Source organism: Pseudomonas sp. R3-18-08 (genome assembly GCF_003852065.1).
GTDB lineage: Bacteria > Pseudomonadota > Gammaproteobacteria > Pseudomonadales > Pseudomonadaceae > Aquipseudomonas.
This window is the reverse complement of record NZ_CP027729.1, coordinates 4509674-4534895: the sequence shown is the minus strand read 5'-3', so window position 1 is coordinate 4534895 and position 25222 is coordinate 4509674. Positions and strand designations below refer to the sequence as shown.

Sequence of the window (25222 nt, the reverse complement as noted above, 5' to 3'; positions counted from 1 at the left end):
TCGAAACGATGGTTGTCTGGAACTCGGGAGATGCGCAGCACGGTGCTCTCTTAACCTGCGTCTCTACTCAGCACTCTGGATTTCTGCGATGGGTTCGCCTTCATTTTCCACGCGGCACTGCCGTCTTTCGCTCCTGGGCGTGGCTGTCGTCTGGTTGGCAGGATGTTCTTCCTGGGTCACTCATGTGCCGGCGCAACCACACCCTTCGCGCATCGATGCCTTGAGCCGCCTGCCGCAGGGTGTGTCGGCCCAGGCCTTGCCCGACCGTTGGTGGCAGTTGTACAACGATCCCAAGCTCGACGCGCTGGTGCAGCAAGCGCTGGAACACAACCGCGACCTGGCGGCGGCGCAGGCCCATGTGCAGTCGATGCTGGCCGGCATCATGCAGGCCGACGCCGAGCGTTGGCCGTCCACCCAGGCGTCACTGGGCGCCGTCTACGGCAAGACTGCCGACGATCAGACCCTGGCCAAGGCCACCGACAGCCACGCACCGTCGCAGTGGGCCTTTAATCCTGGTTTCGAATTGGCTTACCAAGTGGATGTGTGGGGCCAGGTCCAGCGCAGCATCGAGCGAGCGCAGGTGCAAGCGGCGGCGGCTCAGGACGCCGAAGACTTGCTGCGCATCACCGTCGCCGCGCAAACCACCCGCGCCTACGTGAATGCCTGCGCCCTGGGCGCGCGCGCCAAAGTGCAGCGCCATTCACTGGAAGTGGTCGGGCGCAGCCTGGCGCTGACCGATCGCCAGCGTCAGGCCGGCGTGGTGACAGACCTTGAATACAGCCGCATGCAGGCCCTGCAGGGCGAAACCCTGGCCCTGTTGCCGATGTTGGAGGCGCGCCGCGAGTCGGCGTTGTATGAACTGGCGATGCTGACCGGCGTGGCTGACCTGGAGCAGGGTTCAGGCGCGGCGACGTGCGAAGTGGTACCGCAACTCAGTGCCGCGCTGCCGGTGGGCGATGGCTGGCAATTACTAGCGCGCCGCCCTGATATCCGTCAGGCCGAGCGAGCATTGCGAGCCGCCACCTTGCAAGTGGATATCGTCCAGGCCGACCTGTATCCGAAGGTGACTTTTGGCGCCTCCGTGTCTTCCTCGGCCAGCAAACCCCATGAACTGGGGGACAGCAGCGCGGTGATGTTTGGCATCGGTCCGCTGATTACCTGGCAGTTCCCCAACTGGCGTGCCAACCGTGCGCGGGTCAACCAGGCGCGCGCGCTTGAGCAGGTGGAAGTCGCGCAATTCGAAAACAGCGTGCTCAGGGCCCTCAAGGACGTACGCCAGGCCCTGGCGCTGTACGACGGCGAGCGCCAGCGCCACGCCGCCTTGAGTCAGGCACTGGATAGCAGTCGGCATGCCTACAAGCTGGCGCAGTTCAACTACAACGCCGGCTCCATCGACTTTCTCGATGTGCTCGACAGCGAGCGTGAGCTGATCCGCCTGCAAGCCACGCGCGCCGATGCCGATGGCCAATTGCTGCAGCGCCAGATCAGCCTGTTTCGCGCCCTGGGGGGCGGTTGGCAATCCGCTTCCGCCCAGGCTCCGGCCGCTGCACTTACCCACGCTTCCGCCCATTTTTCCGGTACCCAGCCATGAATATCGCTGTTGATGAAAAAACCGCTGTGCAGGATGAGCAGGAGCATGTGCTCGAGCAGCTCATGCACGCCCGCAAGCAACGCCGCAAACGCAACCTGATCCTGCTCGGTGGTGCTGCCTTGTTGATCGCAGCGGTGGCGTTCGGCGTGTATTGGATGACCGTCGGGCGTTACCTGGAACAGACTGACGACGCCTACGTGCGTGCCGACTGGATTCCCATCAGCCCAAGGGTGTCCGGGTACGTAGCCCAGGTGTTGGTGGAGGATGACCAGCCCGTCAAGGCCGGGGATGTGCTGGTGCGCATCGAGGACCGTGACTACCAGGCGCGCTTGGCCCAAGCCCGTGCGGAGTTGGCGCAAGCACAAGCCTCGATTGCCGCCGAGCAGGCCAACCTGCACGTTACCGACAGCCTGATCGCACAGCAAAAGGCCGGCGTCGCCCAGGCCGAGGCGCATACCCGCAGCGTGGGGGCGGAGTTGCGCCGCGCCAGTCTGGATCAACATCGCTATGAAGGCCTGGTCCGCGAGCATGCCGCCAGCGCCCAGCGCCTGGAAAGCGCCGCGGCCAGTTACACCCAGGCCAGCGCCGCGGTGGACATTGCCCGGGCGATGCAGCGCCAGCAGGAAACCCGGCTGAATGTCGCCACTACCCGCCGCCAATTGGCCGATGCCTCGCTGCAGCAGCAGATAGCCCGGCGCGACCAGGCCGAGGCCCAGTTGAAACTGGCGACCCATGCGCTCGAAGACACCCTGATCCGCTCGCCGATCGACGGGGTAGTGGGGCAGCGCAAGGTGCGCACCCGCCAATATGTCGCGCCGGGCCTGCCGCTGCTGGCCGTGGTGCCCTTGCAGCAGGCCTACGTGGTGGCCAACTACAAGGAAACCCAATTGCGTGACATGCGCGCCGGGCAAACGGTGGATATCAGCGTCGACAGCTATTCAGGGCGCAAGCTCCAGGGCCATGTGGTGAGTTTTTCACCCGGTTCGGGTGCGGTATTTGCGCTGCTGCCGTCGGACAACGCCACCGGCAACTTCACCAAGATCGTGCAGCGTTTTCCGGTGAAGATCGTGATCGATCAGCACGATGACGGCGGCCCCATCCTGCCGGGCATGTCGGTGATCACGACGGTGGATACCCGTCCTACTGCCCAGGGCGCCGCGCATGACTGAGATTGGCGAGAAAACCGTCTCCTTTCGCGCCTGGGTGGCCGTGATCGGCGGGTTGTTCGGCTGTTTCATGGCCGGCATGAACGTGCACGTGACCAGCGCCGCGCTGCCGGAAATCGAAGGCTCGCTGGGGGCGACCTTTGAAGAAGGCTCGTGGATTTCCACGGCGTATCTGGTTGCGGAAATCGTCATGATCCCGCTGACCGCCTGGCTGGTGCAGGTGTTCTCTCTGCGCCGGGTGATGCTGGTGGGCTCGTTTGTATTTCTAGTGGCTTCCATTGCCTGCTCCTGGGCACCCAACCTGGAAGTGATGATCATCATTCGGGTGATCCAGGGCGCCGCCGGCGCGGTGCTGATCCCGTTGTCGTTCCAACTGATCATCACGGAACTGCCGCCCAGCAAGATCGCCATGGGCATGGCCCTGTTCGCCCTGTCCAACAGCGTGGCCCAGGCCGCCGGGCCGTCCATCGGCGGCTGGCTGACCGATGCGTATTCCTGGCGCTGGATTTTCTACCTGCAACTGGCCCCCGGCATTCTCCTGCTGCTGGCGGTGGCGTGGTCCATCGATGCCAAACCCATGCAGTTGAGCTTGCTCAAGCGCGGCGACTGGGGCGGCATCCTGGCCATGATTGTCGGCCTCGGCGGGTTGCAGATCGTGCTTGAAGAAGGCGGGCGCAAGGACTGGTTCGGCTCCGATTTCATCGTATGGATGTCGCTCACCGCCGGCGTCGCCCTGGTGTATTTCGTGCTGTCACAGCTCTACGGCAGCCGCTCATTCATCAACCTGCGCCTGCTCAAGAGCTACAACTTCGGCGTGGCGAGCGCAGCGATGTTCATTTTTGGCGGGGCCACGTTCGGCCTGGTCTTTCTGGTGCCCAATTACCTGTCCCAACTGCAGGGCTACAACGCCCGGGAAATCGGGATCAGCCTGATTGCCTACGGCATGGTGCAACTGGTACTGGCGCCGTTCATGCCGCGCCTGATGAAGTGGCTCAACCCGAAACTGATGGTTGCCAGCGGCTTTTTCATCATGGCCCTGGGCTGCTATCTCGGCGCGCATCTGGACATGGACAGCGCCGCCAACGTGATCATCCCGTCCACTGTGGTACGGGGCATCGGGCAACCGTTGATCATGGTGGCGCTTTCGGTGCTGGCCGTGTCCGGGTTGGCCAAGGATGAAGCCGGTTCTGCCTCCGCTCTGTTTTCCATGCTGCGCAACCTGGGCGGCGCCGTGGGCACTGCCGGGTTGACGCAGATCGTCGCCATGCGCGAGCGCTTTCATTCAGAGCGCGTCGGCGAGTCGATCACCTTGTTTTCCCCGTCATTCCAGGAGCGCCTGCGCGCCGGCATGGCAGACAGCGAGGCCTTCGTCTTCAACCAACTGCTGCCCGCCCAGCAGCAAGTCCTCGAGGGTTTGATGCGTACCGTGCGCCGCGAGGCCTACCTGATGGCCTACAGCGATGCGTTCTACGTGTCCTGTATCGCCTTGATCCTGTGTGGTGTGGCGGCATTGGCATTACGTCAGCAAGCGAAGAATTGAATGCACATAGCCGGCAAATAATGCGCGGCACTTCTCAGCGAACAAGAGGGAACTTGAATGGAAAAAAGGCGACAGGCCTGTTGACGGTTTAGCGGATTGCTAACTTAGCAATGACATGCAGTTTGCTAATGCTCGCGTAAAGCGAGTAGGTAAACTATTGCCCGACAAAGTTGATATTTAAAACTTTGCTCGGGCTTCTGTTGTTGTGTGTTTTGTAGTTTGGAAATATTTAGTATTATTTTTCCAGAAAACACTTGCCGATCGTTATGAACTTCCTCTAAGTTTCGTCTTGCTTCGGCGGGTGACCGCTCGGTCTGCCTAAGATTCACCGTGTAACTTAATTAACATATATACCGTGCTGGCCGGTAATGGCGAGATAAGCCTGCTCATGCCTGAAAAAAAGGCAGGTCGGTATATGTCGCGTGGCCTGAACGCAACTAAGCCTGATAAGGAAAGCACCATGGACGATAAAAAGTCGCTATTGAACGCAAAGAAAACGGAACTGGGCAATCATCGGATTTTTGCTGAAATCAATTCATTGCCGGTCCTGCGCGCCTTTATGGAAACCCATGTCTTTGCCGTGTGGGATTTCATGTCCCTGGCCAAGCGCCTGCAACAGGACCTGACGTGTACTCGCCTGCCTTGGCTCCCACCGCTGGACCCGGCGGCAGCTCACCTGATCAACGAAATCATCCTCGGCGAAGAGTCCGACCAGAACCTGCAGGGCGGTCACTACAGCCACTTCGAACTCTACCTGCATGCCATGCGTGAAGTTGGCGCCAGCACCGACAAGATCGAATTCTTCGTCAAGCTGATGCGTGAAGGCGTCGATCTGCAGACCGCGTTGGACCGTTGTGGAGCAGGCCTGGCGGCTTCCGCGTTCGTGACCGATACCATCGAAACCGCAATCAATGCGTCGACGCACAGTGTCGCCGCCGCGTTCCTGCATGGTCGCGAGAGCGTGATTCCCGAGATGTTCCAGCGCATTCTCGATGACTGGGACATCACTGCCGACGATGCCCCGACGTTCCGCTACTACCTGCAACGCCATATTGAAGTCGACTCCGAAGACCACGGCCCGGCGGCGGAAAGCCTGCTCGCGCGCCTGGTCAACGGTGATGCGCAACGCCAGGAAGAAGTGTATGAGTCGGCCATCGCTGCCGTGCAAAGCCGTCTGGCCTTGTGGGACAACTTGCGTGTCGCCATGCGTGAAAATGTCAGTGAGTGCGTGGCATGAACGTAGCAGTCATCGAAGCTGACCAGGCCCAATGGGTCGAGGTGACGTCCGAGCGCGGTATTACCCTGACGGTATTCAAGGACACCTTGGACCCTATCAATAAAACCGGTATTCGCACGCGATTGGTGCGCTTTCATCCGGGCGGTGGCACCCGTGAGATTTACACGCACGATTATCACGAAGAAGTGTATTTGATTGAAGGCGACCAGACAGAGTCAGCCAGTAAAGATCGCCCCGAGAAAACCTATCGCGATGGCGGTTACTTCTTCAGGGCGGCGCATACCGAACACGGGCCGTTCCATTCCGAAGACGGCTGTTTGTTGTTTGAAGTGCACTACTACTGATCATCATGAACAAAGGGAACGCTTCATGAGAGCTGAAGAATATCAATCATTTTCCGAGGCGTGGGAGGAGCGGGCGACGATTCGCACGCGACCGAGGCGCCGTTTGGAAGATGATGAAAAGTTAATATTCCCGATCAGTCGCCAACCGCTGGTAATGGGGGCAACGTTTATTCGCGAGTGTGCTCACTTGCAGCACTTCGTGCTCGTTCAAAGCTTGTACAAGTTCATTAACGATGTAGTGATTTTCGAAACGGAAATTGTCGACAGAACGGCCAGAAGCATTGCGAAAGATAACTTCGCCATCCGCTTTCCGTTTGCGTGTCGGTATGACGCGATGACGGTGGTAGTCGATGAGGACTACCACGCATTGGTGGCGATGGACTACATGCAACAAACCATCGAACTGACCGGGATCGAGCCCATTACCTTGCCTGCGGAAATCGAACTCAGCCGGTCGATTCCCAAGGCCCTGGCAATGGCGCCCGAGCACCTCAAGGCAGCGGTTGAGCTGATCTGCGTTGCGGTTGCCGAAAATACCCTGACCAATGATGTCGCGGCATTTGCCCGGGACGATTCGGTCAAGGCATCGGTCAAGGGGCTGATGGCAGACCATCTGGCGGACGAGGGGCGGCACTCCGGCTTCTGGGCCAAGTTGACGCGCATTTACTGGAGCACGGCGAGCGAGGAGGACAAGCGCGCGCTGGCCGCGATCATGCCGGTGTTCCTCGCCGAGTACCTCACCAACGACATCCAGCAGGGGTTCGATTTCGCCTTGATCGAGCAGTTGCCGGTGAGCCCTTCGGTCAAGGCGGCGTTGCGTGAGGAGGTCGAAGGCATGAGTTTTCCGATCACCCCGACGCATCCGCTGGTGGGCAACATCGTCCGATTCTTCAAACACAGCGCCATGCTCGACGCTCCCTGCATGCAGGAAGCGCTCGCCGATTATCTGCGCTAGAGGAGAACTGCCATGAGACACCTTGATATCGTTCTGTGCGGGCGCAGCCATGCGCTCGCCCGCCTTACGCAAGAGCTGGAGCAGATGGGCCATACGACGCATCTGCTGCCCACTGATAATGCTAATGAGCACTGCCGGTTACCGTCGCCGGACTTGCTGATCGATGATGCCAGCACGACAGGGGTCCCTCACTATCCGGCGTGTCACCGTCTATCGTTACGGATGCAGTCTGACGATGCCGGCGATGTGTCCGCGCCGTTGCACCTCGAATGCTTGTGGCGTGCGGGGGAGGGCGATTGGATGACGCTGGGGCGTCGTGAAGTCGGCGCCGATACGGCCGGCAATGGTGCTGACCAGGCGCACGAAGCCATCGTGCAAATGGTGGAACTGGCCAGCGTGCACATTGGCCGCTACTCGCGCAGTGCCGACTACCTTGAGGCGCCGCGCGAACCAGTGAAGGCGCTCGACCGCCTGCTGAGCCTGACCCGGCTTGATCAATTGGCCTGGCAGCATCGCCACAATGCCACTGCCGCCATCGGGGTGTTGCAGGAAGCCCGGCAACCCTTCGTACAGCGGCTGGCCGACAGTCTGCTGGCCAATGCCGAGCGCACTGCCTTGAAAGTCGATGGGCAAGGCATGTCGTATGCGCAATTGCACGCCTACAGCGTGGCCATCCAGGAGCGCCTGCAGTCTTTGCTTCAATCCCAGGCCGGGGAGTTGACCGTGATCGGCATCTCCTTGCCCAAAGGAACGGCGCTGTATGCCGCGATTCTCGCAGTGATTGGCTGTGGGGCCGTGTACCTGCCGCTGGACCCGAACCATCCCGAGGAGCGCCGCGGGGCGATCCTCAAGCATGCCAAAGCCAGCTTGCTGATCCAGGACACCGACGCTGGCAACCCGCTCCCGGGCCTGGCGATCCTGGACATCAGCCACCTGGATTTCTTCCATCATGGCGCCAAAGGTTACAGCCGCGTGGCCCTGGCTCCGCATCAAAGCCTGCTGCGCGTGCCGCTGGCAGGGGCGGCGCCTTGTGTGGCGATCTACACCTCAGGCACCACCGGGCAACCCAAGGGCGTATTGCTGACGGTCGACAACCTGAGCCACTTTTGCGCATGGTATGCCCGTTATGTGGAACTGGATCGCCACAGCCGCGCCTTGCAGTTTTCCACGATCAATTTCGATGCCTCGTTGCTGGACATTTTCCCCACGCTGATCCAGGGCGCGGAGTTGATCGTACCCACCGAGGATCAGCGCCGTGATCCTGTGGCGCTGGCCGAATTGATTCAGCAGGAGCACGTGACGCATGCCTTCCTGCCACCGGCCTTGCTCAGCATCCTTGCGCTCGAATCGCTGTACGGCATGCAGCATTTGGTGACGGGCGGCGATGTGTGCGAGCCCCATGTCATCGAGCAACTGGCGGGGCAGTGCCAATTGCATAACATCTACGGGCCCACCGAGACGACCGTGCTTGCCACATGCCGCACTTTCCTGCCCGGCGACAACAATCGCAACCTTGGCGTGCCGATCGCCAATACCGCGATTTACCTGCTCGATGAGCAGGGGCAGCCGGTAGGGCAAACTGGCAGCGGCGAGATCCACATCGCCGGGCCAGGGGTGGGCCTGGGTTATCTGGACGCCGTGCAAATGACTGCCGAGCGCTACCGCCTGCACGAATTGCCCGATGGTCAGCTGTTGCGTTTGTACCGCACCGGCGACCTGGCGCGCTGGACGTCAGACGGCATCCAGATCATCGGGCGCCTGGATAACCAGGTGAAGATTCGCGGTTTTCGTGTCGAGCCGGAAGAAATCGAACACTTGCTGCAATCGAGCCAGTTGTTTCGCCAATTGGCAGTGGTGATCGATCAGCAGCGGCGCATCCTGGCGTTTTTCTCCCAGCCCCACGGCGGTGACGGACACGCGGCCAGCGAACAGTTGCAGGCTTACGCACTCAAGCACTTGCCCGATTACATGCGCCCCAGCGCCTACTGCCTGCTGGACCGCCTGCCGGCCACGGCCAACGGCAAAGTCGACCGCAAGGCCTTGAAGAGTCTTCCCGTCAATTACAAAACCCAGGGGCCACGCCAGGCGCCGCAGAACCTTACCCAGGAAACGTTGCTCGGGTTGTGGGCCACACTGCTCGACATGCCCGGTGCCGACATCTCGGTGGATGACAGCTTCTTCAACCTCGGCGGCCACTCGATCCTGTTGTCGCAAATGCTCATGGGCATTCGCGAGAAGTTCGGCAAGGGCGTTTCGATCAACCGTTTTATCGAACAGCCGACCCTGATCAACCTCGCCAAGCTCATCGACCAGGACGTGGAGGCCACGGCCACGGTCAGCCCTCAGGCCTTGCGTGACGCGATGCTGCGACCCGAGCTGGACGTGTTGCCGATCAGCCGCCTGGGCAACCTGCACAAGGTCATCGTCACCGGTTCCAATGGGTTTCTGGGGTGCACATCGTCGAAGCGCTGCTGGAACTGGGCAGCACCGAAGTGGCGTGCCTGGTGCGCGAATCAGCAGGAATGAGCGCCCAGCAGCGTTTCGAGCAGGCCTTGATTCAGAACCGTCTGGAGCACCTGGACTTGAGCCGCGTAAGGGTGCTGGCGGCGGATATCAGCCAGCCTCGACTGGGGCTGTCGCAGGCTGATTATGAGTGGCTGGACCGTGAATACGGCGTGTTGATCTATAACGCGGCCAACGTCAACCATGTGCTCGACTATGAGTCGCTGGTCAAGGACAACGTCACCCCCGTGCTGGAATGCCTGCAGCTGTGTGAAGGGCGCAGCAAGAAGGTGTTCAATTTCATTTCCACCTTGTCGGCTTCCAGCACGGTGGATGCGCAGGGGCGCGTATTGGAAGAACCGCCGGCGTTCACGCCGCCGATCTACATTCGCAATGGCTACAACCTTTCCAAGTGGGTGGCTGAGCGCATTTTGTGGAACGCCAGTGAGTCGGGGGTGTGGGTCAACCTCTATCGTCCCGGCAACATTGCCTTCAATACGCGGACCGGTGTGTGCCAGCCCCATCAGAACCGGTTGATGCTGATGCTCAAAGGCTCATTGCAGCTTAAGGAAGTGCCTGAGCTGGCGCTGAACTTCGACCTGATGCCGGTGGACTTTCTCGCTCGGTTCATTGCGTTTCATGCCAGCCGGCATAACCGCTCCAAGGCGGTCTTCAACTTGCACAACCCGTTGCCCCTGAGCTGGGCGCACTACCTGGAGGCGTTTCGCGCCGCTGGTCACGATTTCCAGATGGTCCCGGTGACACAATGGCAGCAGCGCCTGTCGGCGATCGACAGTGACAACGCGTTATTCGGTGTAGTCGGCTTTTACCTCAATGGGTTTGAGGAAGACATCGGCGATATCTCGATGATCGAATACCGCAATGCGCTCTCAGGCATCCGTAGCATGGGTGAAGACTACCCAGCCAAGAACAGTGCGCTGCTGCAAAAAGGCTGCGACTACCTCAAGCAAATCGATTTCATCTAAAGCAAAAACAAGGAGCTGTCTCATGCAACATTTTGAACCCGATACCCTGGTGCGCAACCCCGTAGGCAACCCTGTGGTCGCCAGCGTCAGCGTCAATGGCGACGCGCGCAGCGTGTGGAATATCGTCGGGGACTTTTCCGGTTTCGCAAAATTCATTCCGGCGTTGTCCCACATCGAAATGACCGGGGAGGGCGTGCGCTCGGTACGCAAGAAGCTGTTCAAGGACGGCAACGTGGTGATCGAGCAACTCAACAGTCATGACGACGACGGCATGACCATGACCTGGTCGCTGATTTACACCTCACTGAATATCGGCAACCTGTGGGCCGTCATGGAAGTGGTGCCCCAAGGCCCGAATCAAAGCCTGGCGACCTGGACCATCATCGGTGAGCCCTACACCGGTGTCCCGGAGGACGTGCCGGCGTTCGAGGCGTTCCTGCAAGGGTTCGCCGATGATGCGATGAGCAATGTCCAGAAGCTGTTTGCCTGACCACTTGCACCACCCCGCGAATACCTGTGTATTCGCGGGGCACCAATCCCGCCGTCATCCCCTCCGCAAAATGCCCCGTGCAAGGCCAGATTAGGCTTTTGAATCCATTCGATATTCTGTAGCCTTGCGCAGCTTCAGCTTTACCCGTGCTTGATGACTACACACTTCGTCCGGCGGCGCCCGAAGGGCTCCTGAGCCGGTGGTACACTCGACTTTCGCGCTACTGCGCCTGCAGGTCTTGCGAACATGACGCACATTTCCGAACGCCTACTGGTTCAAGCCCACCTCGACGCCAAGCAGCCCAAGGCCCTCAGCGCCGATGAAGAGGCGAGCCTGCGGGCCGCCATCGCCGCCGAGCTTAAAGCGCAGGACGCGGTGCTGGTCGCCCACTTCTACTGTGACCCGGTGATTCAGGCCTTGGCCGAACAAACCGGTGGCTGCGTTTCCGACTCCCTGGAAATGGCGCGCTTCGGCGCTGCTCACCCGGCCAAGACCGTGCTGGTGGCGGGGGTGCGGTTCATGGGCGAAACCGCGAAAATTCTGACCCCTGAAAAACGTATCCTGATGCCGACCCTGGAAGCCACCTGCTCCCTGGACCTTGGGTGCCCGGTGGAGGAGTTTTCCGCTTTCTGCGATCAACACCCCGAGCGCACGGTGGTGGTCTACGCCAACACCTCGGCGGCGGTCAAAGCCCGCGCCGATTGGGTGGTGACCTCCAGTTGCGCGCTGGAGATCGTCGAAAGTCTGATGGATAACGGCGAGACGATTATCTGGGGCCCGGACAAACACCTGGGCACCTACATCCAGCGCCAGACCGGTGCCGACATGCTGCTGTGGGACGGTGCGTGCATCGTCCACGAAGAGTTCAAGTCCAAGCAGCTGGAAGACATGAAGGCGCTGTATCCGGACGCCGCGATCCTGGTGCACCCGGAGTCGCCGACAGCGGTCATCGAATTGGCGGACGCCGTCGGTTCCACCAGCCAGCTGATTGCCGCGGCACAACGGTTGCCGAACAAGACGTTCATCGTCGCCACTGACCGCGGCATCTTCTACAAGATGCAGCAGCTATGCCCGGACAAGGTCTTCATCGAAGCGCCTACCGCGGGTAACGGCGCCGCGTGCCGCAGTTGCGCGCACTGCCCGTGGATGGCGATGAATACCCTGGAACGCACGCTGCAATGTCTGCGCGAGGGCAGTAACGAGATATTCGTCGAGCCGTCAGTGATCCCGCATGCGGTACGCCCGCTCAAGCGCATGCTGGACTTCACCCAGGCGGCGCGCCTCAAACTGGCCGGCAACGCCTGACCTGAGGCTGACTTGGTAAAAATGTGGGAGGGGGCTTGCTCCCGATGGCGGTGGATCAGTCAATGTATCGGGTGACTGTCACACCGCTATCGGGAGCAAGCCCCCTCCCACATTTTGATATTCACTTGGCAGGGATTATTTTTTCTGCTTCGGGATCCGCACCAGCTGCGTGTCCGAATAGATGTCATGCCAGCTGCGCTTGTGCTTATCGAATAGCGACCAGATAAATCCCAGCCCTACGCACAGCCACGAGGCGATCGACACCACAAAGCGCAACAGCGCCTGCCACAGACTGATGCGCGAGCCATCGGCGTTCTGCACGCGCACGCCCCACACCTGCATGCCCAGGGTCTGCCCCGAATGGGTCCAGAATTTGGCGAAGAAACCGAACAACACAAACAACAGAAGGGTCGATAGCAGCGGGTCACCGTCCAGAGCGCCGGATTCGGTAAGGCTGCGCATCTTCGCTTCGCCGACGAAGGCGATCCATACCAGCTTGTAGATAAACGCGGTGACGATCAGCAGCGCGGTGCATAAAAGAAAATCATAGAACATCGCTGCCAGGCGACGGCCCAGGCCAACTGCGGGGAACTCGCCTTGGGGGCTCAACAGGGCTTTGGGCATGGCAGGGCTCTCTGGGGAAAACTGCAGTTTACGCAATGGCGCCCATAAAAAAGCCCCTGATGTCATATCAGGGGCTTTTTGTCGCAGGATGGATCAGCCTTCTGCTTGTACTTCGTCAGCTTGCATGCCTTTCTGGCCTTGCACGGCCTTGAAGGTGACCTTCTGGCCTTCTTTCAGGCTCTTGAAGCCGTTGCCCTGAATAGCGCGGAAATGCACGAACAGATCCGGACCGCTTTCTGGGGTGATAAAACCAAACCCTTTTTCGTCGTTAAACCACTTGACGATACCGCTCTGACGATCAGACATTTTCTTCTTTCCTTTGACGCTAAAAATTAATGACAGCCCCTTTCACATGAAAGAGTACTGGGCTGGGTTGCAGGAAAGTAAGAGACGTCGAACGGGTTGTAGCACTACTACTTCAGCTACTGCCCAGGTCCAGGTTCCAAGCGACCCATGCAAACACAGTGGAGAAACTCTACGCCAACTAATATGAAAAAAACAAGCCCTGCCAAACAGCCCGGGATTGCTCGGGCTGATGACAGTTTTGTTGAAGTTGCACAGCTGTCTTATTCGATAGATTCGATCACTTGTTATAGGGAAGAACCCCTAACAATTACTATCACGCGTGCACTGTTATATGGCGCTTGCGTTACAGTTTAGTGCACGGCACGCAAGCGCGTTACTTATTGAAACAAACATTCAGCCGCGGAAGTAACGCTGCGGCACGAATGGCATTTTACTTACACGCAATGGCACCTTTTTCCCACGCACCAACGCAGAGACTTCGGTATCCAGTGTGACAAACGCGCTGTCCAGGTACCCCATCGCCAGCGGGCCGCCCAAGCTTGGGCCAAAGCCTCCGCTGCACACGCTGCCGATCACCGTGCCCTGTTCATCAACGATTTGCGCACCTTCACGCACCGGGGTGCGTTCCTGGGGCAACAAGCCTACGCGTTTGCGGGTCACGCCCGTTTGCTGCTGGGTGAAGATCCGGTCTGCGCCCGGGAAGCCGCCGGCACGCGCGCCATCGGCACGGCGGGCCTTGGAGACGGCCCACAACAGGCTGGCTTCAATCGGGGTGGTGTCGGTGTTCATATCATGGCCGTACAGGCACAAGCCCGCTTCCAGGCGCAGGGAGTCACGAGCGCCCAGGCCGATCGCCTGTACTTCGGCCTCGGCCCGCAGGCTGCGAGCCAGGCTTTCGGCGTTTTCAGCCGGTACGGAGATTTCAAACCCGTCTTCCCCGGTGTAGCCGGAGCGGCTGACGTAGCAGTCCACGCCCAACAGCCGCAGGGAGGCAAACTGCATGAACGTCATCTTGGTGACTTGCGGTGCCAGGCGCGCCAGCACTTTCACCGCCGCCGGGCCTTGCAGGGCCAGCAGCGCGCGCTCTTCGAACAGCGGTTCGATGCTGCACTGGTCGCCGATGTGCGCGCGCAGGTGTGCCAGGTCCTGATCCTTGCAGGCGGCGTTGACCACCAGGAACAGTTCGTCGTTGCCAAGGTTGGCCACCATCAGGTCGTCGAGAATGCCGCCCTGGTCATTGGTGAACATCGCGTAGCGCTGCATGCCCACCGGCAGGTCGATGATGTCGACCGGTACCAGGGTTTCCAGGGCCTTGGCGGCGTTGGCGCCGGTCAGGCGGATCTGGCCCATGTGCGACACATCGAACAACCCGGCCTGTTCACGGGTGTGCAAGTGTTCCTTCATTACGCCCAACGGGTACTGCACCGGCATGTCGTAGCCGGCGAAGGGCACCATGCGCGCGCCCAGCTCGATGTGCAGGGCGTGCAATGGGGTTTTCAACAGGGTTTCGGTGGACATGTTCAGCTCCTGAAAAACGTGCCGGCGCGGTCAGGCGTCAGCACTCGATAATGTTGACCGCCAAACCGCCACGGGCGGTTTCCTTGTATTTACTCTTCATATCGGCGCCGGTCTGGCGCATGGTGCGGATCACTTTGTCGAGGGACACAAAGTGTTGCCCATCCCCGCGCAAGGCCATGCGCACGGCGTTGATCGCCTTGACCGAGCCCATGGCATTGCGCTCGATGCAGGGCACCTGCACCAGCCCGCCAATCGGGTCGCAGGTCAGGCCGAGGTTGTGTTCCATGCCGATCTCGGCGGCGTTTTCCACCTGTGACACGCTGCCGCCCAGCACTTCGCAGAGTGCCCCGGCGGCCATGGAACAGGCCACGCCGACCTCGCCCTGGCAACCGACTTCGGCGCCGGAGATCGAGGCGTTTTCCTTGTACAAAATGCCGATGGCGGCGGCGGTGAGCAGAAAGCGCACCACGCCGTCTTCGTTAGCGCCGGGGATAAAGCGCATGTAGTAATGCAGCACGGCGGGGATGATCCCGGCCGCACCGTTGGTGGGCGCGGTAACGACGCGCCCGCCGTTGGCGTTTTCTTCGTTGACCGCCAGCGCATAGAGGTTGACCCAGTCGAGCACCGACAACGGGTCGCGCAGGGCCGACTCGGGGTTCTTGCACAATTGCCGGTGCAGCGCGGCGGCTCGGCGCTTGACCTTCAGCCCACCGGGCAGGATGCCTTCATTGCGACAGCCGGCGTCCACGCAATCCTGCATGACCTGCCAGATCTTCAACAGGCCACTTCGGGTTTGCGCTTCCGGACGCCAGGCGCTTTCGTTGGTCAGCATCACCTGGCTGATGGACAGCCCGTAGGTGGCGCAATGGCCGAGCAAGTCCTTGGCATGTTTGAAAGGGAAGGTCAGTGGGGTGGCATCCTCGACAATCCGATCAGCACCGGCCGCGTCTTCATCCACCACGAAACCGCCGCCGACCGAGTAATACTCACGGCTGCGCACCTGGATGCCGGCGGCATCGAAGGCGCGAAAAATCATGCCGTTGGGATGGTAGGCGAGGGGTTTGCGAATCATCGCCAGGTGGGCTTTCTCGTTGAATGCAATGCTGTGTTCGCCGAGCAGGTTGAGGCGCCCGTCACTGCGCATCTGCGCCAGGCGTGCGGCCACAGTTTCGGTATTCACGGTGTCTGGGTGTTCGCCTTCCAGGCCGAGCAGCACGGCCTTGTCGCTGCCGTGGCCTTTGCCGGTGGCGCCGAGCGAGCCATAGAGTTCCACCTTGATGCTGTGGGTGGCGCTGAGCAGGTTGTCACGCTTGAGCCCTTCGACGAAACGAGCGGCGGCGCGCATCGGGCCGACGGTGTGGGAACTGGAAGGGCCGATGCCAATCTTGAACAGGTCGAACACGCTTAAAGACATGAGTTGTTCTCCGGTTTCTTATTATTCCTGAGGTCATGCGCGGTCAAATGTGGGAGGGGGCTTGCCCCCGATGGCGGTGTGTCAGCCAACAGATTTATCAGCTGATGCTCAGCTATCGGGGGCAAGCCCCCTCCCACATTCAGACCGAATACACCCTCAGGTTACGCGTAGCTTTCAATCGATGGACATGCGCAAACGAGGTTGCGATCGCCGAACACATTGTCGACCCGGCCCACCGGCGGCCAGTACTTGCCTTCGATCAGCGACGCAACCGGGTACACCGCCTGCTCGCGGCTGTACGGGTGGCTCCACTCGCCCACCAGTTCCGCCGCAGTGTGCGGAGCGTTCTTGAGCGGGTTGTCGTCCTTGTCCAGCGTGCCGTTTTCCACCGCGCGGATTTCTTCGCGGATGGCGATCATGGCATCGCAGAAGCGGTCCAGTTCTTCCTTGGATTCACTTTCGGTCGGCTCGATCATCAAGGTGCCGGCCACCGGGAACGACATGGTCGGCGCATGGAAGCCGAAGTCGATCAGGCGCTTGGCTACGTCATCCACGCTGATGCCGCTGCTGTCTTTCAACGGGCGCAGGTCGAGGATGCATTCATGCGCCACCAGGCCATTGCTGCCGGTGTACAGCACGGGATAGTGCTCTTCCAGGCGACGGGAAATGTAGTTGGCATTCAGGATCGCCAACTGCGAGGCGCGCTTGAGGCCGGCGCCGCCCATCATGCTGATGTACATCCAGGTGATCGGCAGGATGCTTGCACTGCCGAAAGGCGCTGCGCACACGGCGCCTTCCTTGCGTTCCATGGCCGCATGGCCAGGCAGGAACGGCGTGAGGTGCGACTTGACGCCAATCGGGCCAACGCCCGGGCCGCCACCGCCGTGGGGGATGCAGAAGGTTTTGTGCAGGTTCAGGTGGGACACATCGCCGCCGAACTTGCCCGGCGCGCAGAGGCCGACCATCGCGTTCATGTTGGCGCCGTCGATATACACCTGGCCGCCGTTGTCGTGAATGATCGCGCAGATGTCGCGGATGCCTTCTTCGAACACGCCGTGGGTGGACGGGTAGGTGATCATCAGCGCGGCGAGGTGCTCGCGGTGTTCGATGGCCTTGGCGCGCAGATCCTCGATGTCCACGTTGCCACGCGCGTCGCAGGCGGTGACCACCACGCGCATGCCGGCCATGTTGGCGGTCGCCGGGTTGGTGCCGTGGGCCGACGAGGGGATCAGGCAGATGTCGCGACGCGCTTCGCCACGGCTCTGGTGATAGGCGCGGATGGCCAGCAGGCCGGCGTATTCACCTTGGGAGCCGGCGTTCGGCTGCAGGGAGATCGCGTCGTAGCCGGTGGCCGCGCAGAGCATGGCTTCCAGGTCCGAGGTCAGTTGCAGGTAGCCGGCGCTTTGTTCGGCCGGGGCGAACGGGTGCAGGGCGCCGAATTCGGCCCAGGTCACCGGGATCATTTCGCTGGCGGCGTTGAGCTTCATGGTGCACGAGCCCAGCGGGATCATGGTGCGATCCAACGCCAGGTCCTTGTCGGCCAGCTTGCGCAGGTAGCGCATCAGCTCGGTTTCCGAATGGTAGCGGTTGAACACCGGGTGGCTGAGGATCGGCGACTGGCGCAGCAAGGCGCTTGGCAAGGTGCTTTCAGTGGCGGCGAAGGCAGGCAGCGCCTTGCCGTCGGCGAAGATCGCCCACAAGGCTTGGATATCCGCCTGGGTCGTGGTTTCGTCGACCGACAGGCCGACACGCTCGGTGTCCACCACGCGCAGGTTGATGCGCTGGGCACGGGCCTTGTCGTGCAGGGCGGCAGTGTTGGCGCCAGTATTGAGGGTGAGCGTGTCGAAGAAGTGTTGCTGCTCGACCTTCAGGCCCAGAGTGGTCAGGCCCTTGGCCAGGATCGCGGTCAGCTGGTGAATGCGCTGGGCGATCTGGGTCAGGCCCTTGGGGCCGTGGTACACGGCGTACATGCTGGCGATGTTGGCCAGCAGCACTTGGGCGGTGCAGATGTTGCTGGTGGCTTTCTCGCGACGGATGTGTTGCTCGCGGGTCTGCATGGCCAGACGCAGGGCCGGTTTGCCGAAGCGGTCTACCGAGACACCGACCAGACGGCCCGGCATGTCGCGCTTGAACGCGTCCTTGGTGGAGAAGTACGCCGCATGCGGGCCGCCAAAGCCCAGTGGCACGCCGAAGCGTTGCGCGCTGCCGATGGCCACGTCGGCGCCGAACTCGCCCGGCGGGGTCAGCAGGGTCAGGGCCAGCAGGTCGGCGGCCACGGCGACCAGCGCATTGGCGGCGTGGAAACGCTCGGTCAGTTCGCGGTAATCAAACACATCGCCGTTGCTGGCAGGGTACTGCAGCAGGGCGCCGAAGAACGGGCTGACGTCGGTCAGTTCGCGCTCATCGCCCACTACCACGTCGATGCCCAACGGCTCGGCACGGGTGCGCAGCACGTCGAGGGTTTGCGGGTGGCTGTGTACCGAAGCGAAGAAGGCGTTGCTGCCCTTGTTCTTGCTCAGGCGCTTGCAGAAGGTCATGGCTTCGGCGGCGGCGGTGGCTTCGTCGAGCAGGGAGGCGTTGGCGATCGGCAGGCCGGTGAGGTCGCTGATCAGGGTCTGGAAATTCAGCAGCGCTTCCAGGCGGCCCTGGGAAATCTCTGGCTGGTACGGGGTGTAGGCGGTGTACCAGGCCGGGTTTTCCAGCAGGTTGCGCAGGATCGGCGACGGCGTATGGCAGTTGTAGTAGCCCTGGCCGATGTAGGTCTTGAACAGTTGGTTCTGGCTGGCGATGGCTTTGATTTTGGCCAGGGCCTCGGCTTCGCTCAGGCCATCTTCCAGGCCGAGCACGCTGGTGCCCTTGATGCTTTCCGGAATCACGCTGGCGCTCAGGGCTTCCAGGGAATCGAAGCCCAGGCTCGCGAGCATCTGCTGCTCATCTTCCTGGCGCGGGCCGATGTGACGGGCGATGAATTCGTTGGCGGTGCTCAAGTTGATCGTCATGGCGCGCTCCTCAGGCTTCGGCGTTGGCTTTGATCAGGCGGTCGTACGCATCCTGATCCAGCAGTTTAGCGACCGCTGCGGCATCGGCCGGTTTAAAGCGGAAGAACCAACCTTCGCCCATCGGGTCTTCGTTGACCAGCTCCGGGCTGCCATCGAGTTTGTCGTTCACTTCGAGGACTTCACCGTCCAACGGCATGTACACACCGCTGGCGGCTTTTACAGACTCCACGGTGGAGGCTTCAGCGCCCTTGTCGTAGGCCTGCAACTCCGGCAGTTGCACGAAAACCACATCACCCAGCGCGTTCTGCGCAAAAGCGGTGATACCCACGGTGACGCTGCCATCGGCTTCGGCGCGCAGCCATTCGTGATCTTCAGTGAAACGCAACTCGCTCATGGAAACTCCTCGGGGGCCAGATTCGTCTGGTGGACGGGATTGGAATAATGGGGAGTTGCTTAGCAATATTGCGGCCAATGTCATTAAGTCATTACAAAACAGGCACTTAGTGAAATTGGTTCTGAGCTTATGCGCTGAGGCTGTAGCGATTTCGCTACAGTCGGGCGCGTGAAAAAAAGCCTATGTGGATCAAAGCCTTGCATGGCGCGCAAAAAGCAGGGTTGTAGCGATATCGTTCCACTGTAGCGCTTTCAGTACAGTGGATGTCGTTTCCAGACCAAAATCTGAAATGCATTCCAAATGTGGGAGGGGGCTTGCTCCCGATGGCAATTTATCAGTCAGCTCATCTGTTACTGATACACCGCTATCGGGAGCAAGCCCCTCCCACAGGGGTTTTGTATTCCAACTGGAATCAGGGTTTGTTTGGGATGCCGTACTTGCGCAGACGATGGGCAATCGCCGTGTGGGAAGTTTGCAAGCGGTTGGCCAGTTGGCGCGTCGAGGGGTAGCTGGTGTAGAGCTGTTCCAGCAGGCCGCGTTCGAAGTCTTCCACCGCCTGTTCCAGGCTGTCGACTTCGCCATCGCTCTGGCGGGCGACGGAGGTGCCGGCAATGTCCAGGTCGCCGATATCCACCAGGCTGCTTTCGCAGATGGCGGCGGCGCGGAAGATCACGTTTTGCAATTGGCGCACGTTGCCTGGCCAGCGGTTGCCCAACAGGGCCGGGTAGGTACCCGGCGCCAGGCGGCACACCGGGCGCTGGATCTGTGCGCACGCCTGCTGCATGAAATAGCGGGCCAGCAGCAGGATGTCCTGGCCGCGCTCGCGCAACGGCGGCACTTCAACGTTGAGGACGTTGAGGCGGTAGAACAGGTCTTCGCGAAAGGTGCCTTCGCTGACCATCTTTTCCAGGTCGCGGTGGGTGGCGCTGAGGATGCGCACATTGACCTTCACTTCGCGGTCGCCGCCCACCCGGCGAAAGCTGCCGTCATTCAAAAAACGCAGCAACTTGGCCTGCAGGTACGGCGACATTTCGCCGATCTCGTCGAGAAATACCGTGCCTTGGTTGGCCAGCTCCATCAGCCCCGGCTTGCCACCCCGTTGAGCGCCGGTAAAAGCACCGGGGGCGTAGCCGAACAATTCACTTTCGGCGAGATTTTCCGGCAGCGCGGCACAGTTCAAGGCCAGAAACGGTGCACTGTGACGCGCGCTGATCGCATGACAGGCCCGCGCCACCAACTCTTTGCCGGTGCCCGTTTCACCCTGGATCAACAGCGGCGCATCCAGTGCGGCCACCCGTTGCGCACGCGCCTTGAGGGTGCGGATCGCCGGTGATTCGCCCAACAGCGCATCAAAACCTTCGGCATGGTCGTGGTGCAGCGCCGAGAGTTGTTCACCGATGCGGTTCGGCTGGTAAAGCGTGAGCAGGGCGCCGGCATCGGTGATCGGCGTAGCGTCCAGCAATAGGGTCTGGCCGTTCACGCTGATCTCGCGCAATGGCAGGCGAAAGCCATGCTCCAGCAAGGTGTCGAGCAGCCCTGGATCGTTTAACAGCTCGGCGATGCTTTCCCCGGCCGGTTCGCGCCCGTAAAGCGCGATCAGCGCCGGGTTGGCCAGCAGGATCTTGCCCGCGCTGTCCAAGGCCAGCACCGGGTCGGTCATGGCCGCCAACAGCGCGTCGAGTTGCAGGTGGCGGCGTTGGCCGGGGAGGATGTCGACCACGGTCACCGCCTGCACGCCCTGCACGCTGAACAACGCATCGCGCAGTTCCTCGAGCACCTCGGCGCTCAAGGTCGGCGCGTCGATATAGACATTGGGCGGCACCATCTCCACCGCATCCAGGTTGAGATTGCGCCCACCGAGCAAGGCCAGGACTTCCTGGGTGATGCCGACGCGGTCGATGAAGCTGACGTGGATACGCATGGAATGGTGTTGGGTTCTGACGTGCGAGAGACGGCAAGTATGCCTTGGAGCAGATGCAGATCAAAATGTGGGAGGGGCTTGCTCCCGATAGCGGTGTGTCAGCCAAAGATTTATCAGCTGATCCACCGCCATCGGGAGCAAGCCCCCTCCCACATTTGAACAGTGTTGTGTCAGTGCAGGCGCGTTATGCCAGGTGTTCAGGCTTGATCGGGTCGCCCGATTTCACATCCAGCTGATGCCGCACATCTTCGAACATCAAGTCGTACTGCTTGTGCATCGAGCCATTCAACACGGCCACTTTCGGCATGCCGTATTTCTGCGCGATATTCATCGCATGCCGCGCAAAGTCGAAGGCCTGGTCCTTGGGCAGGAAAAACTCCTCCTTGAGGTCCTTGCCCTGCACCGAACCGTGCAGTTTGAACAGCATACCCTTGCCTTCCTTGGGGTCCTGGCTGACTTCATAGTCGATGCACAGGTTGTAGCTGTAGTCGTCTTTGTTCAGCGCGTGACGTTCGACGTGCAAGTGTCCCGGTTCAAAGGTAGCCATAGGCAAATCTCCTCTACTTCACAGATAGCTGATGCCAGGGGTTGCCGTGCTGATGCGGGTGCCGGCGCTGCCCTGGACGATGGCTTCGATGTCCGAGAGTGAACCGATCACCGCGGTTTTGCCAGTCTGGCGGGCGAACTCGCAGGCTGCTTGCACCTTGGGGCCCATGGAACCGGCGGCGAAGCCGAGTTGTTCCATGGCGTCGGGGTGAGCCTGGCCGATGGCTTTCTGGGTGGGTTTGCCGAAGTCAATGAAGACCGCATTGACGTCGGTGGCAATCACCAGCAAATCGGCGTCCAGTTGCGCGGCCAGCAGCGATGAGCAGAGGTCTTTGTCGATCACCGCTTCAATGCCTTTGAGCGTGCCGTCTTCGCCATACATCGTGGGGATACCGCCGCCGCCGGCGCAGATCACAATGGCTTTCTTCTCCAGCAGCCATTTGATCGGGCGGATTTCGAAGATGCGTTTCGGGCGCGGACTGGCGACCACGCGGCGGTATTTGTCGCCGTCGGGGGCGATGGCCCAGCCTTTTTCGGCGGCAAGTTTTTCCGCTTCGGCCTTGGCGTACACCGGGCCGATTGGCTTGGTCGGGTTCTGGAACGCTGGGTCGTTGGCGTCGACTTCCACTTGCGTGAGCAGGGTGGCGAAGGGCACTTCGAAGTCCAGCAGATTGCCCAGTTCCTGTTCGATGATGTAGCCGATCATGCCTTCGGTCTCGGCCCCGAGTACGTCCAGCGGGTACGGCGAAACGCTGGTGTAGGCCGCGGCCTGCAACGACAGCAGGCCGACCTGCGGGCCGTTGCCGTGGGCGATCACCAGCTCGTTGCCGGGGTGGATCTTGGCGATTTGTTCGGTGGCGATACGGATATTGGCGCGTTGGTTGTCTGCGGTCATGGGGTCACCACGGCGCAGGAGGGCGTTGCCGCCCAGGGCTACGACGATGCGCATAATGCAAATCCTCTGGATGTGTGAACACCGGCCCAATGTGGGAGGGGGCTTGCTCCCGATGGCAGTGTGTCAGTCAACTGATCTGTAACTGAGCCACCGCTATCGGGAGCAAGCCCCCTCCCACATTGACTGTGTTCCAGCCTTAAAAAGTTAGATATCCGCCAACGCCGACACCAGGATCGCCTTGATGGTATGCATGCGGTTCTCCGCCTGCTCGAAGGCAATGTTGGCCGGCGATTCAAAGACTTCCTCGGTGACCTCCACGCCACCGGCCAGGTGCGGATAGCGCGCGGCGATGTCTTTGCCGACCTTGGTTTCGCTGTTGTGGAACGCCGGCAGGCAGTGCATGAACTTCACGCGCGGGTTGCCCGATGCTTTCATCATCTTGGCGTTGACCTGGTACGGCAGCAGTTGCTCGATACGCTCGTCCCACGCTTCCACGGGTTCGCCCATGGACACCCAGATATCGGTGTGAATGAAATCCACGCCCTTGACCGCCTCGGCCGGGTCTTCGGTGATGGTGATGCGTGCGCCGCTTTCTTGCGCGAACGCCTGGCACTGCTTGATGAAATCGTCATGAGGCCACAGGGCTTTCGGCGCGCCGATGCGTACGTCCATGCCGAGCTTGGCGCCGATCATCAGCAGCGAGTTGCCCATGTTGTAGCGCGCATCGCCCAGGTAGGCGTAGCTGATGTCATGCAGCGGCTTGTCGCTGTGTTCGCGCATGGTCAGGGTGTCGGCGATCATTTGCGTCGGGTGGAATTCGGCGGTGAGGCCGTTGAACACCGGCACGCCGGCAAACTTGGCCAGCTCTTCGACGATTTCCTGCTCAAAGCCCCGGTACTCGATGGCGTCGAACATGCGCCCAAGCACACGGGCGGTGTCTTTCATGCTTTCCTTGTGGCCGATCTGCGACGACACCGGGTCGATGTAGGTGACGTGCGCGCCCTGGTCGTGGGCCGCCACTTCGAACGCGCAGCGGGTGCGGGTCGAGGTTTTTTCGAAGATCAGCGCGATGTTCTTGCCCTTGAGGTGCGGACGCTCGGTGCCGGTGTATTTGGCGCGCTTGAGGTCGCGGGACAGGTCCAGCAGGTAGTGCAGCTCGCGGGTGGTGTGGTGCATCAGCGACAGCAGGCTGCGGTTGCGCATATTGAAAGCCATGATGGAATCTCCTTAATAGTCGATAGGGTCGCGGATAATCGGGCAGGTCATGCAGTGGCCGCCGCCACGGCCCCGGCCGAGTTCACCGGCGCTGATGGTGATGACTTCCACCCCGGCCTTGCGCAGCAGGGTATTGGTGTAGGTGTTGCGGTCGTAGCCGATCACCACGCCCGGCTCCACGGCCACCACGTTGTTGCCGTCATCCCATTGTTCGCGCTCGGCGGCGAAGCTGTTGCCGCCGGTCTCGACCACGCGCAGCGCCTTGAGGTTGAGCGCTGCGGCGACGGTGTCGAGGAAGTTGGTGGTCTCCCGCTGGATATCGATACCGTGGGGTTTGCTGTCGTCCGGGCGCAGGGTGAAGGGCACAATCTGGTTGACCACTTCGGGAAATATGGTGACCAGGTCGCGGTCGCAGAAACTGAATACCGTGTCCAGGTGCATCGCCGCGCGGGACTTGGGCAGGCCGGCCACGATCACGCGTTCCACGGCGTTGTTCTTGAACAGGTTGCGCGCCAGTTGGCCGATGGCCTGGTGCGACGAACGCTCGCCCATGCCGATCAGGACCACGCCGTTGCCAATCGGCATCACGTCGCCACCTTCCAGCGTGGCGGCGCCATGGTCCTGGTCGGGGTCGCCGTACCAGATCTGGAATTCAGCGTTGGTGAATTCGGGGTGGAATTTGTAGATGGCGCTGGTCAGCAGGGTTTCCTGGCGTCGCGCCGGCCAGTACATCGGGTTGAGCGTCACGCCGCCGTAGATCCAGCAGGTGGTGTCGCGGGTGAACTGGGTATTGGGCAACGGCGGCAGGATGAAACTGGCGTGGCCGAGGAAGTCGCGGAACATCTCGATGGTCCGGCCGCCGAAGCTGCTCGGCAAGTCATCGGCCGACACGCCGCCGATCAGGAACTCGGTGATCTTGCGCGGCTCCAGGCTGCGCAGCCAGGAACCGACTTCGTCAACCAGGCCCAGGCCGACGGTATTGGCGGTGATCTTGCGCTGCAGAATCCAGTCCAGCGCTTCGGGGATGGCGACGATGTCGGTCAGCAGGTTGTGCATTTCCAGCACATCAATGTCCCGCTCGCGCATCTTGGTCACGAAGTCGAAATGGTCGCGCTTGGCCTGGGCGACCCACAGCACGTCATCGAACAGCAGTTCGTCGCAGTTGTTGGGGGTCAGCCGCTGGTGGGCCAAGCCTGGGGAGCACACCATGACTTTGCGCAGTTTGCCGGCTTCGGAATGAACGCCGTACTTCACTTTTTCCGTGGTCATTTCAG

Annotated in this window: 19 protein-coding genes and 1 pseudogene; 9 read left to right on the top strand and 11 right to left on the bottom strand. The window is 61.0% G+C overall.

Features of this window, described 5'->3' with window-relative positions:
- The first annotated feature begins 88 nt into the window (after positions 1–88).
- The 9 genes and pseudogenes from C4J92_RS20805 to nadA all read left to right on the top strand — a co-directional run bounded on the left by C4J92_RS20805 (position 89) and on the right by nadA (position 12116).
- A complete protein-coding gene (locus C4J92_RS20805; RefSeq protein WP_124405136.1) occupies positions 89–1591 on the top strand; it encodes a TolC family protein in 1503 nt (500 codons plus the stop codon).
- On the top strand, positions 1588–2760 hold the full coding sequence (locus tag C4J92_RS20800) for an HlyD family secretion protein (protein WP_124405135.1): 1173 nt from the start codon (positions 1588–1590) through the stop codon (positions 2758–2760). The genes C4J92_RS20805 and C4J92_RS20800 overlap by 4 nt, the downstream gene beginning before the upstream one ends.
- Complete coding sequence (locus C4J92_RS20795; protein ID WP_124371694.1) at positions 2753–4297, top strand: DHA2 family efflux MFS transporter permease subunit; 1545 nt, start codon at positions 2753–2755, stop codon at positions 4295–4297. Before C4J92_RS20800 ends, C4J92_RS20795 begins: the two co-directional genes overlap by 8 nt.
- 460 nt (positions 4298–4757) lie before the next feature.
- Positions 4758–5534: a DUF3050 domain-containing protein gene (locus C4J92_RS20790; RefSeq protein ID WP_124405134.1), complete on the top strand. Its 777-nt coding sequence runs from the start codon at positions 4758–4760 to the stop codon at positions 5532–5534.
- Positions 5531–5878, top strand: a complete 348-nt coding sequence (locus C4J92_RS20785) for a DUF4437 domain-containing protein (RefSeq protein WP_124405133.1) — start codon at positions 5531–5533, stop codon at positions 5876–5878. Before C4J92_RS20790 ends, C4J92_RS20785 begins: the two co-directional genes overlap by 4 nt.
- Positions 5879–5903: 25 nt before the next feature.
- Entirely contained in the window at positions 5904–6833 is a 930-nt protein-coding gene (locus C4J92_RS20780) for a diiron oxygenase (protein ID WP_124405132.1), read from the top strand.
- A gap of 12 nt (positions 6834–6845) precedes the next feature.
- A pseudogene (locus tag C4J92_RS20775) lies at positions 6846–10321 on the top strand (amino acid adenylation domain-containing protein).
- Positions 10322–10343: 22 nt separating this feature from the next.
- Complete coding sequence (locus C4J92_RS20770) at positions 10344–10811, top strand: SRPBCC family protein (RefSeq protein ID WP_124405131.1); 468 nt, start codon at positions 10344–10346, stop codon at positions 10809–10811.
- Positions 10812–11057: 246 nt separating this feature from the next.
- Positions 11058–12116 carry a quinolinate synthase NadA gene (gene nadA / locus C4J92_RS20765; RefSeq protein ID WP_124405130.1) on the top strand — a complete coding sequence of 353 codons (1059 nt, stop codon included), beginning with the start codon at positions 11058–11060 and terminating at the stop codon, positions 12114–12116.
- A 135-nt stretch (positions 12117–12251) separates the two neighbouring features.
- Here the strand turns inward: nadA and C4J92_RS20760 are convergent, their stop codons facing one another.
- From C4J92_RS20760 to arcA, 11 genes are all read right to left on the bottom strand, one after another.
- Positions 12252–12740 (bottom strand): RDD family protein, encoded by a 489-nt coding sequence (locus C4J92_RS20760; RefSeq protein ID WP_124405129.1) that lies wholly within the window; start codon positions 12738–12740, stop codon positions 12252–12254.
- A 93-nt stretch (positions 12741–12833) separates the two neighbouring features.
- Complete coding sequence (locus tag C4J92_RS20755; RefSeq protein WP_124371687.1) at positions 12834–13046, bottom strand: cold-shock protein; 213 nt, start codon at positions 13044–13046, stop codon at positions 12834–12836.
- Positions 13047–13439: 393 nt separating this feature from the next.
- Entirely contained in the window at positions 13440–14564 is a 1125-nt protein-coding gene (gcvT, locus tag C4J92_RS20750) for a glycine cleavage system aminomethyltransferase GcvT (RefSeq protein ID WP_124405128.1), read from the bottom strand.
- 37 nt (positions 14565–14601) lie between these two features.
- Complete coding sequence (locus C4J92_RS20745; protein WP_124405127.1) at positions 14602–15978, bottom strand: L-serine ammonia-lyase; 1377 nt, start codon at positions 15976–15978, stop codon at positions 14602–14604.
- 161 nt (positions 15979–16139) lie between these two features.
- Positions 16140–18977, bottom strand: a complete 2838-nt coding sequence (gene gcvP / locus C4J92_RS20740; RefSeq protein WP_124405126.1) for an aminomethyl-transferring glycine dehydrogenase — start codon at positions 18975–18977, stop codon at positions 16140–16142.
- Positions 18978–18987: 10 nt separating this feature from the next.
- A complete protein-coding gene (gene gcvH / locus C4J92_RS20735) occupies positions 18988–19371 on the bottom strand; it encodes a glycine cleavage system protein GcvH (RefSeq protein ID WP_124405125.1) in 384 nt (127 codons plus the stop codon).
- Between the two features lie 412 nt (positions 19372–19783).
- On the bottom strand, positions 19784–21292 hold the full coding sequence (locus tag C4J92_RS20730; RefSeq protein ID WP_124405124.1) for a sigma-54-dependent transcriptional regulator: 1509 nt from the start codon (positions 21290–21292) through the stop codon (positions 19784–19786).
- A gap of 184 nt (positions 21293–21476) precedes the next feature.
- Positions 21477–21839 (bottom strand): DUF5064 family protein, encoded by a 363-nt coding sequence (locus C4J92_RS20725; RefSeq protein ID WP_124364161.1) that lies wholly within the window; start codon positions 21837–21839, stop codon positions 21477–21479.
- Between the two features lie 18 nt (positions 21840–21857).
- Positions 21858–22787, bottom strand: coding sequence for a carbamate kinase (arcC, locus tag C4J92_RS20720; protein ID WP_124405123.1), 930 nt, complete (start codon positions 22785–22787; stop codon positions 21858–21860).
- 150 nt (positions 22788–22937) lie between these two features.
- Positions 22938–23948: an ornithine carbamoyltransferase gene (locus C4J92_RS20715; protein ID WP_124405122.1), complete on the bottom strand. Its 1011-nt coding sequence runs from the start codon at positions 23946–23948 to the stop codon at positions 22938–22940.
- A gap of 12 nt (positions 23949–23960) precedes the next feature.
- Entirely contained in the window at positions 23961–25217 is a 1257-nt protein-coding gene (gene arcA, locus C4J92_RS20710; protein WP_124405121.1) for an arginine deiminase, read from the bottom strand.
- Between the last annotated feature and the right edge of the window lie 5 nt (positions 25218–25222).

Coding starts and splice junctions, on each gene's coding strand:
- C4J92_RS20725 (WP_124364161.1), bottom strand. CDS start 21,839: ATGGCTACCTTTGAACCGGGACACTTGCACGTCGAACGTCACGCGCTG.
- gcvT (WP_124405128.1), bottom strand. CDS start 14,564: ATGTCCACCGAAACCCTGTTGAAAACCCCATTGCACGCCCTGCACATC.
- C4J92_RS20730 (WP_124405124.1), bottom strand. CDS start 21,292: ATGCGTATCCACGTCAGCTTCATCGACCGCGTCGGCATCACCCAGGAA.
- C4J92_RS20745 (WP_124405127.1), bottom strand. CDS start 15,978: ATGTCTTTAAGCGTGTTCGACCTGTTCAAGATTGGCATCGGCCCTTCC.
- gcvP (WP_124405126.1), bottom strand. CDS start 18,977: ATGACGATCAACTTGAGCACCGCCAACGAATTCATCGCCCGTCACATC.
- C4J92_RS20715 (WP_124405122.1), bottom strand. CDS start 23,948: ATGGCTTTCAATATGCGCAACCGCAGCCTGCTGTCGCTGATGCACCAC.
- C4J92_RS20780 (WP_124405132.1), top strand. CDS start 5,904: ATGAGAGCTGAAGAATATCAATCATTTTCCGAGGCGTGGGAGGAGCGG.
- C4J92_RS20790 (WP_124405134.1), top strand. CDS start 4,758: ATGGACGATAAAAAGTCGCTATTGAACGCAAAGAAAACGGAACTGGGC.
- C4J92_RS20755 (WP_124371687.1), bottom strand. CDS start 13,046: ATGTCTGATCGTCAGAGCGGTATCGTCAAGTGGTTTAACGACGAAAAA.
- gcvH (WP_124405125.1), bottom strand. CDS start 19,371: ATGAGCGAGTTGCGTTTCACTGAAGATCACGAATGGCTGCGCGCCGAA.
- arcA (WP_124405121.1), bottom strand. CDS start 25,217: ATGACCACGGAAAAAGTGAAGTACGGCGTTCATTCCGAAGCCGGCAAA.
- C4J92_RS20785 (WP_124405133.1), top strand. CDS start 5,531: ATGAACGTAGCAGTCATCGAAGCTGACCAGGCCCAATGGGTCGAGGTG.
- C4J92_RS20760 (WP_124405129.1), bottom strand. CDS start 12,740: ATGCCCAAAGCCCTGTTGAGCCCCCAAGGCGAGTTCCCCGCAGTTGGC.
- C4J92_RS20800 (WP_124405135.1), top strand. CDS start 1,588: ATGAATATCGCTGTTGATGAAAAAACCGCTGTGCAGGATGAGCAGGAG.
- nadA (WP_124405130.1), top strand. CDS start 11,058: ATGACGCACATTTCCGAACGCCTACTGGTTCAAGCCCACCTCGACGCC.
- arcC (WP_124405123.1), bottom strand. CDS start 22,787: ATGCGCATCGTCGTAGCCCTGGGCGGCAACGCCCTCCTGCGCCGTGGT.
- C4J92_RS20805 (WP_124405136.1), top strand. CDS start 89: ATGGGTTCGCCTTCATTTTCCACGCGGCACTGCCGTCTTTCGCTCCTG.
- C4J92_RS20795 (WP_124371694.1), top strand. CDS start 2,753: ATGACTGAGATTGGCGAGAAAACCGTCTCCTTTCGCGCCTGGGTGGCC.
- C4J92_RS20770 (WP_124405131.1), top strand. CDS start 10,344: ATGCAACATTTTGAACCCGATACCCTGGTGCGCAACCCCGTAGGCAAC.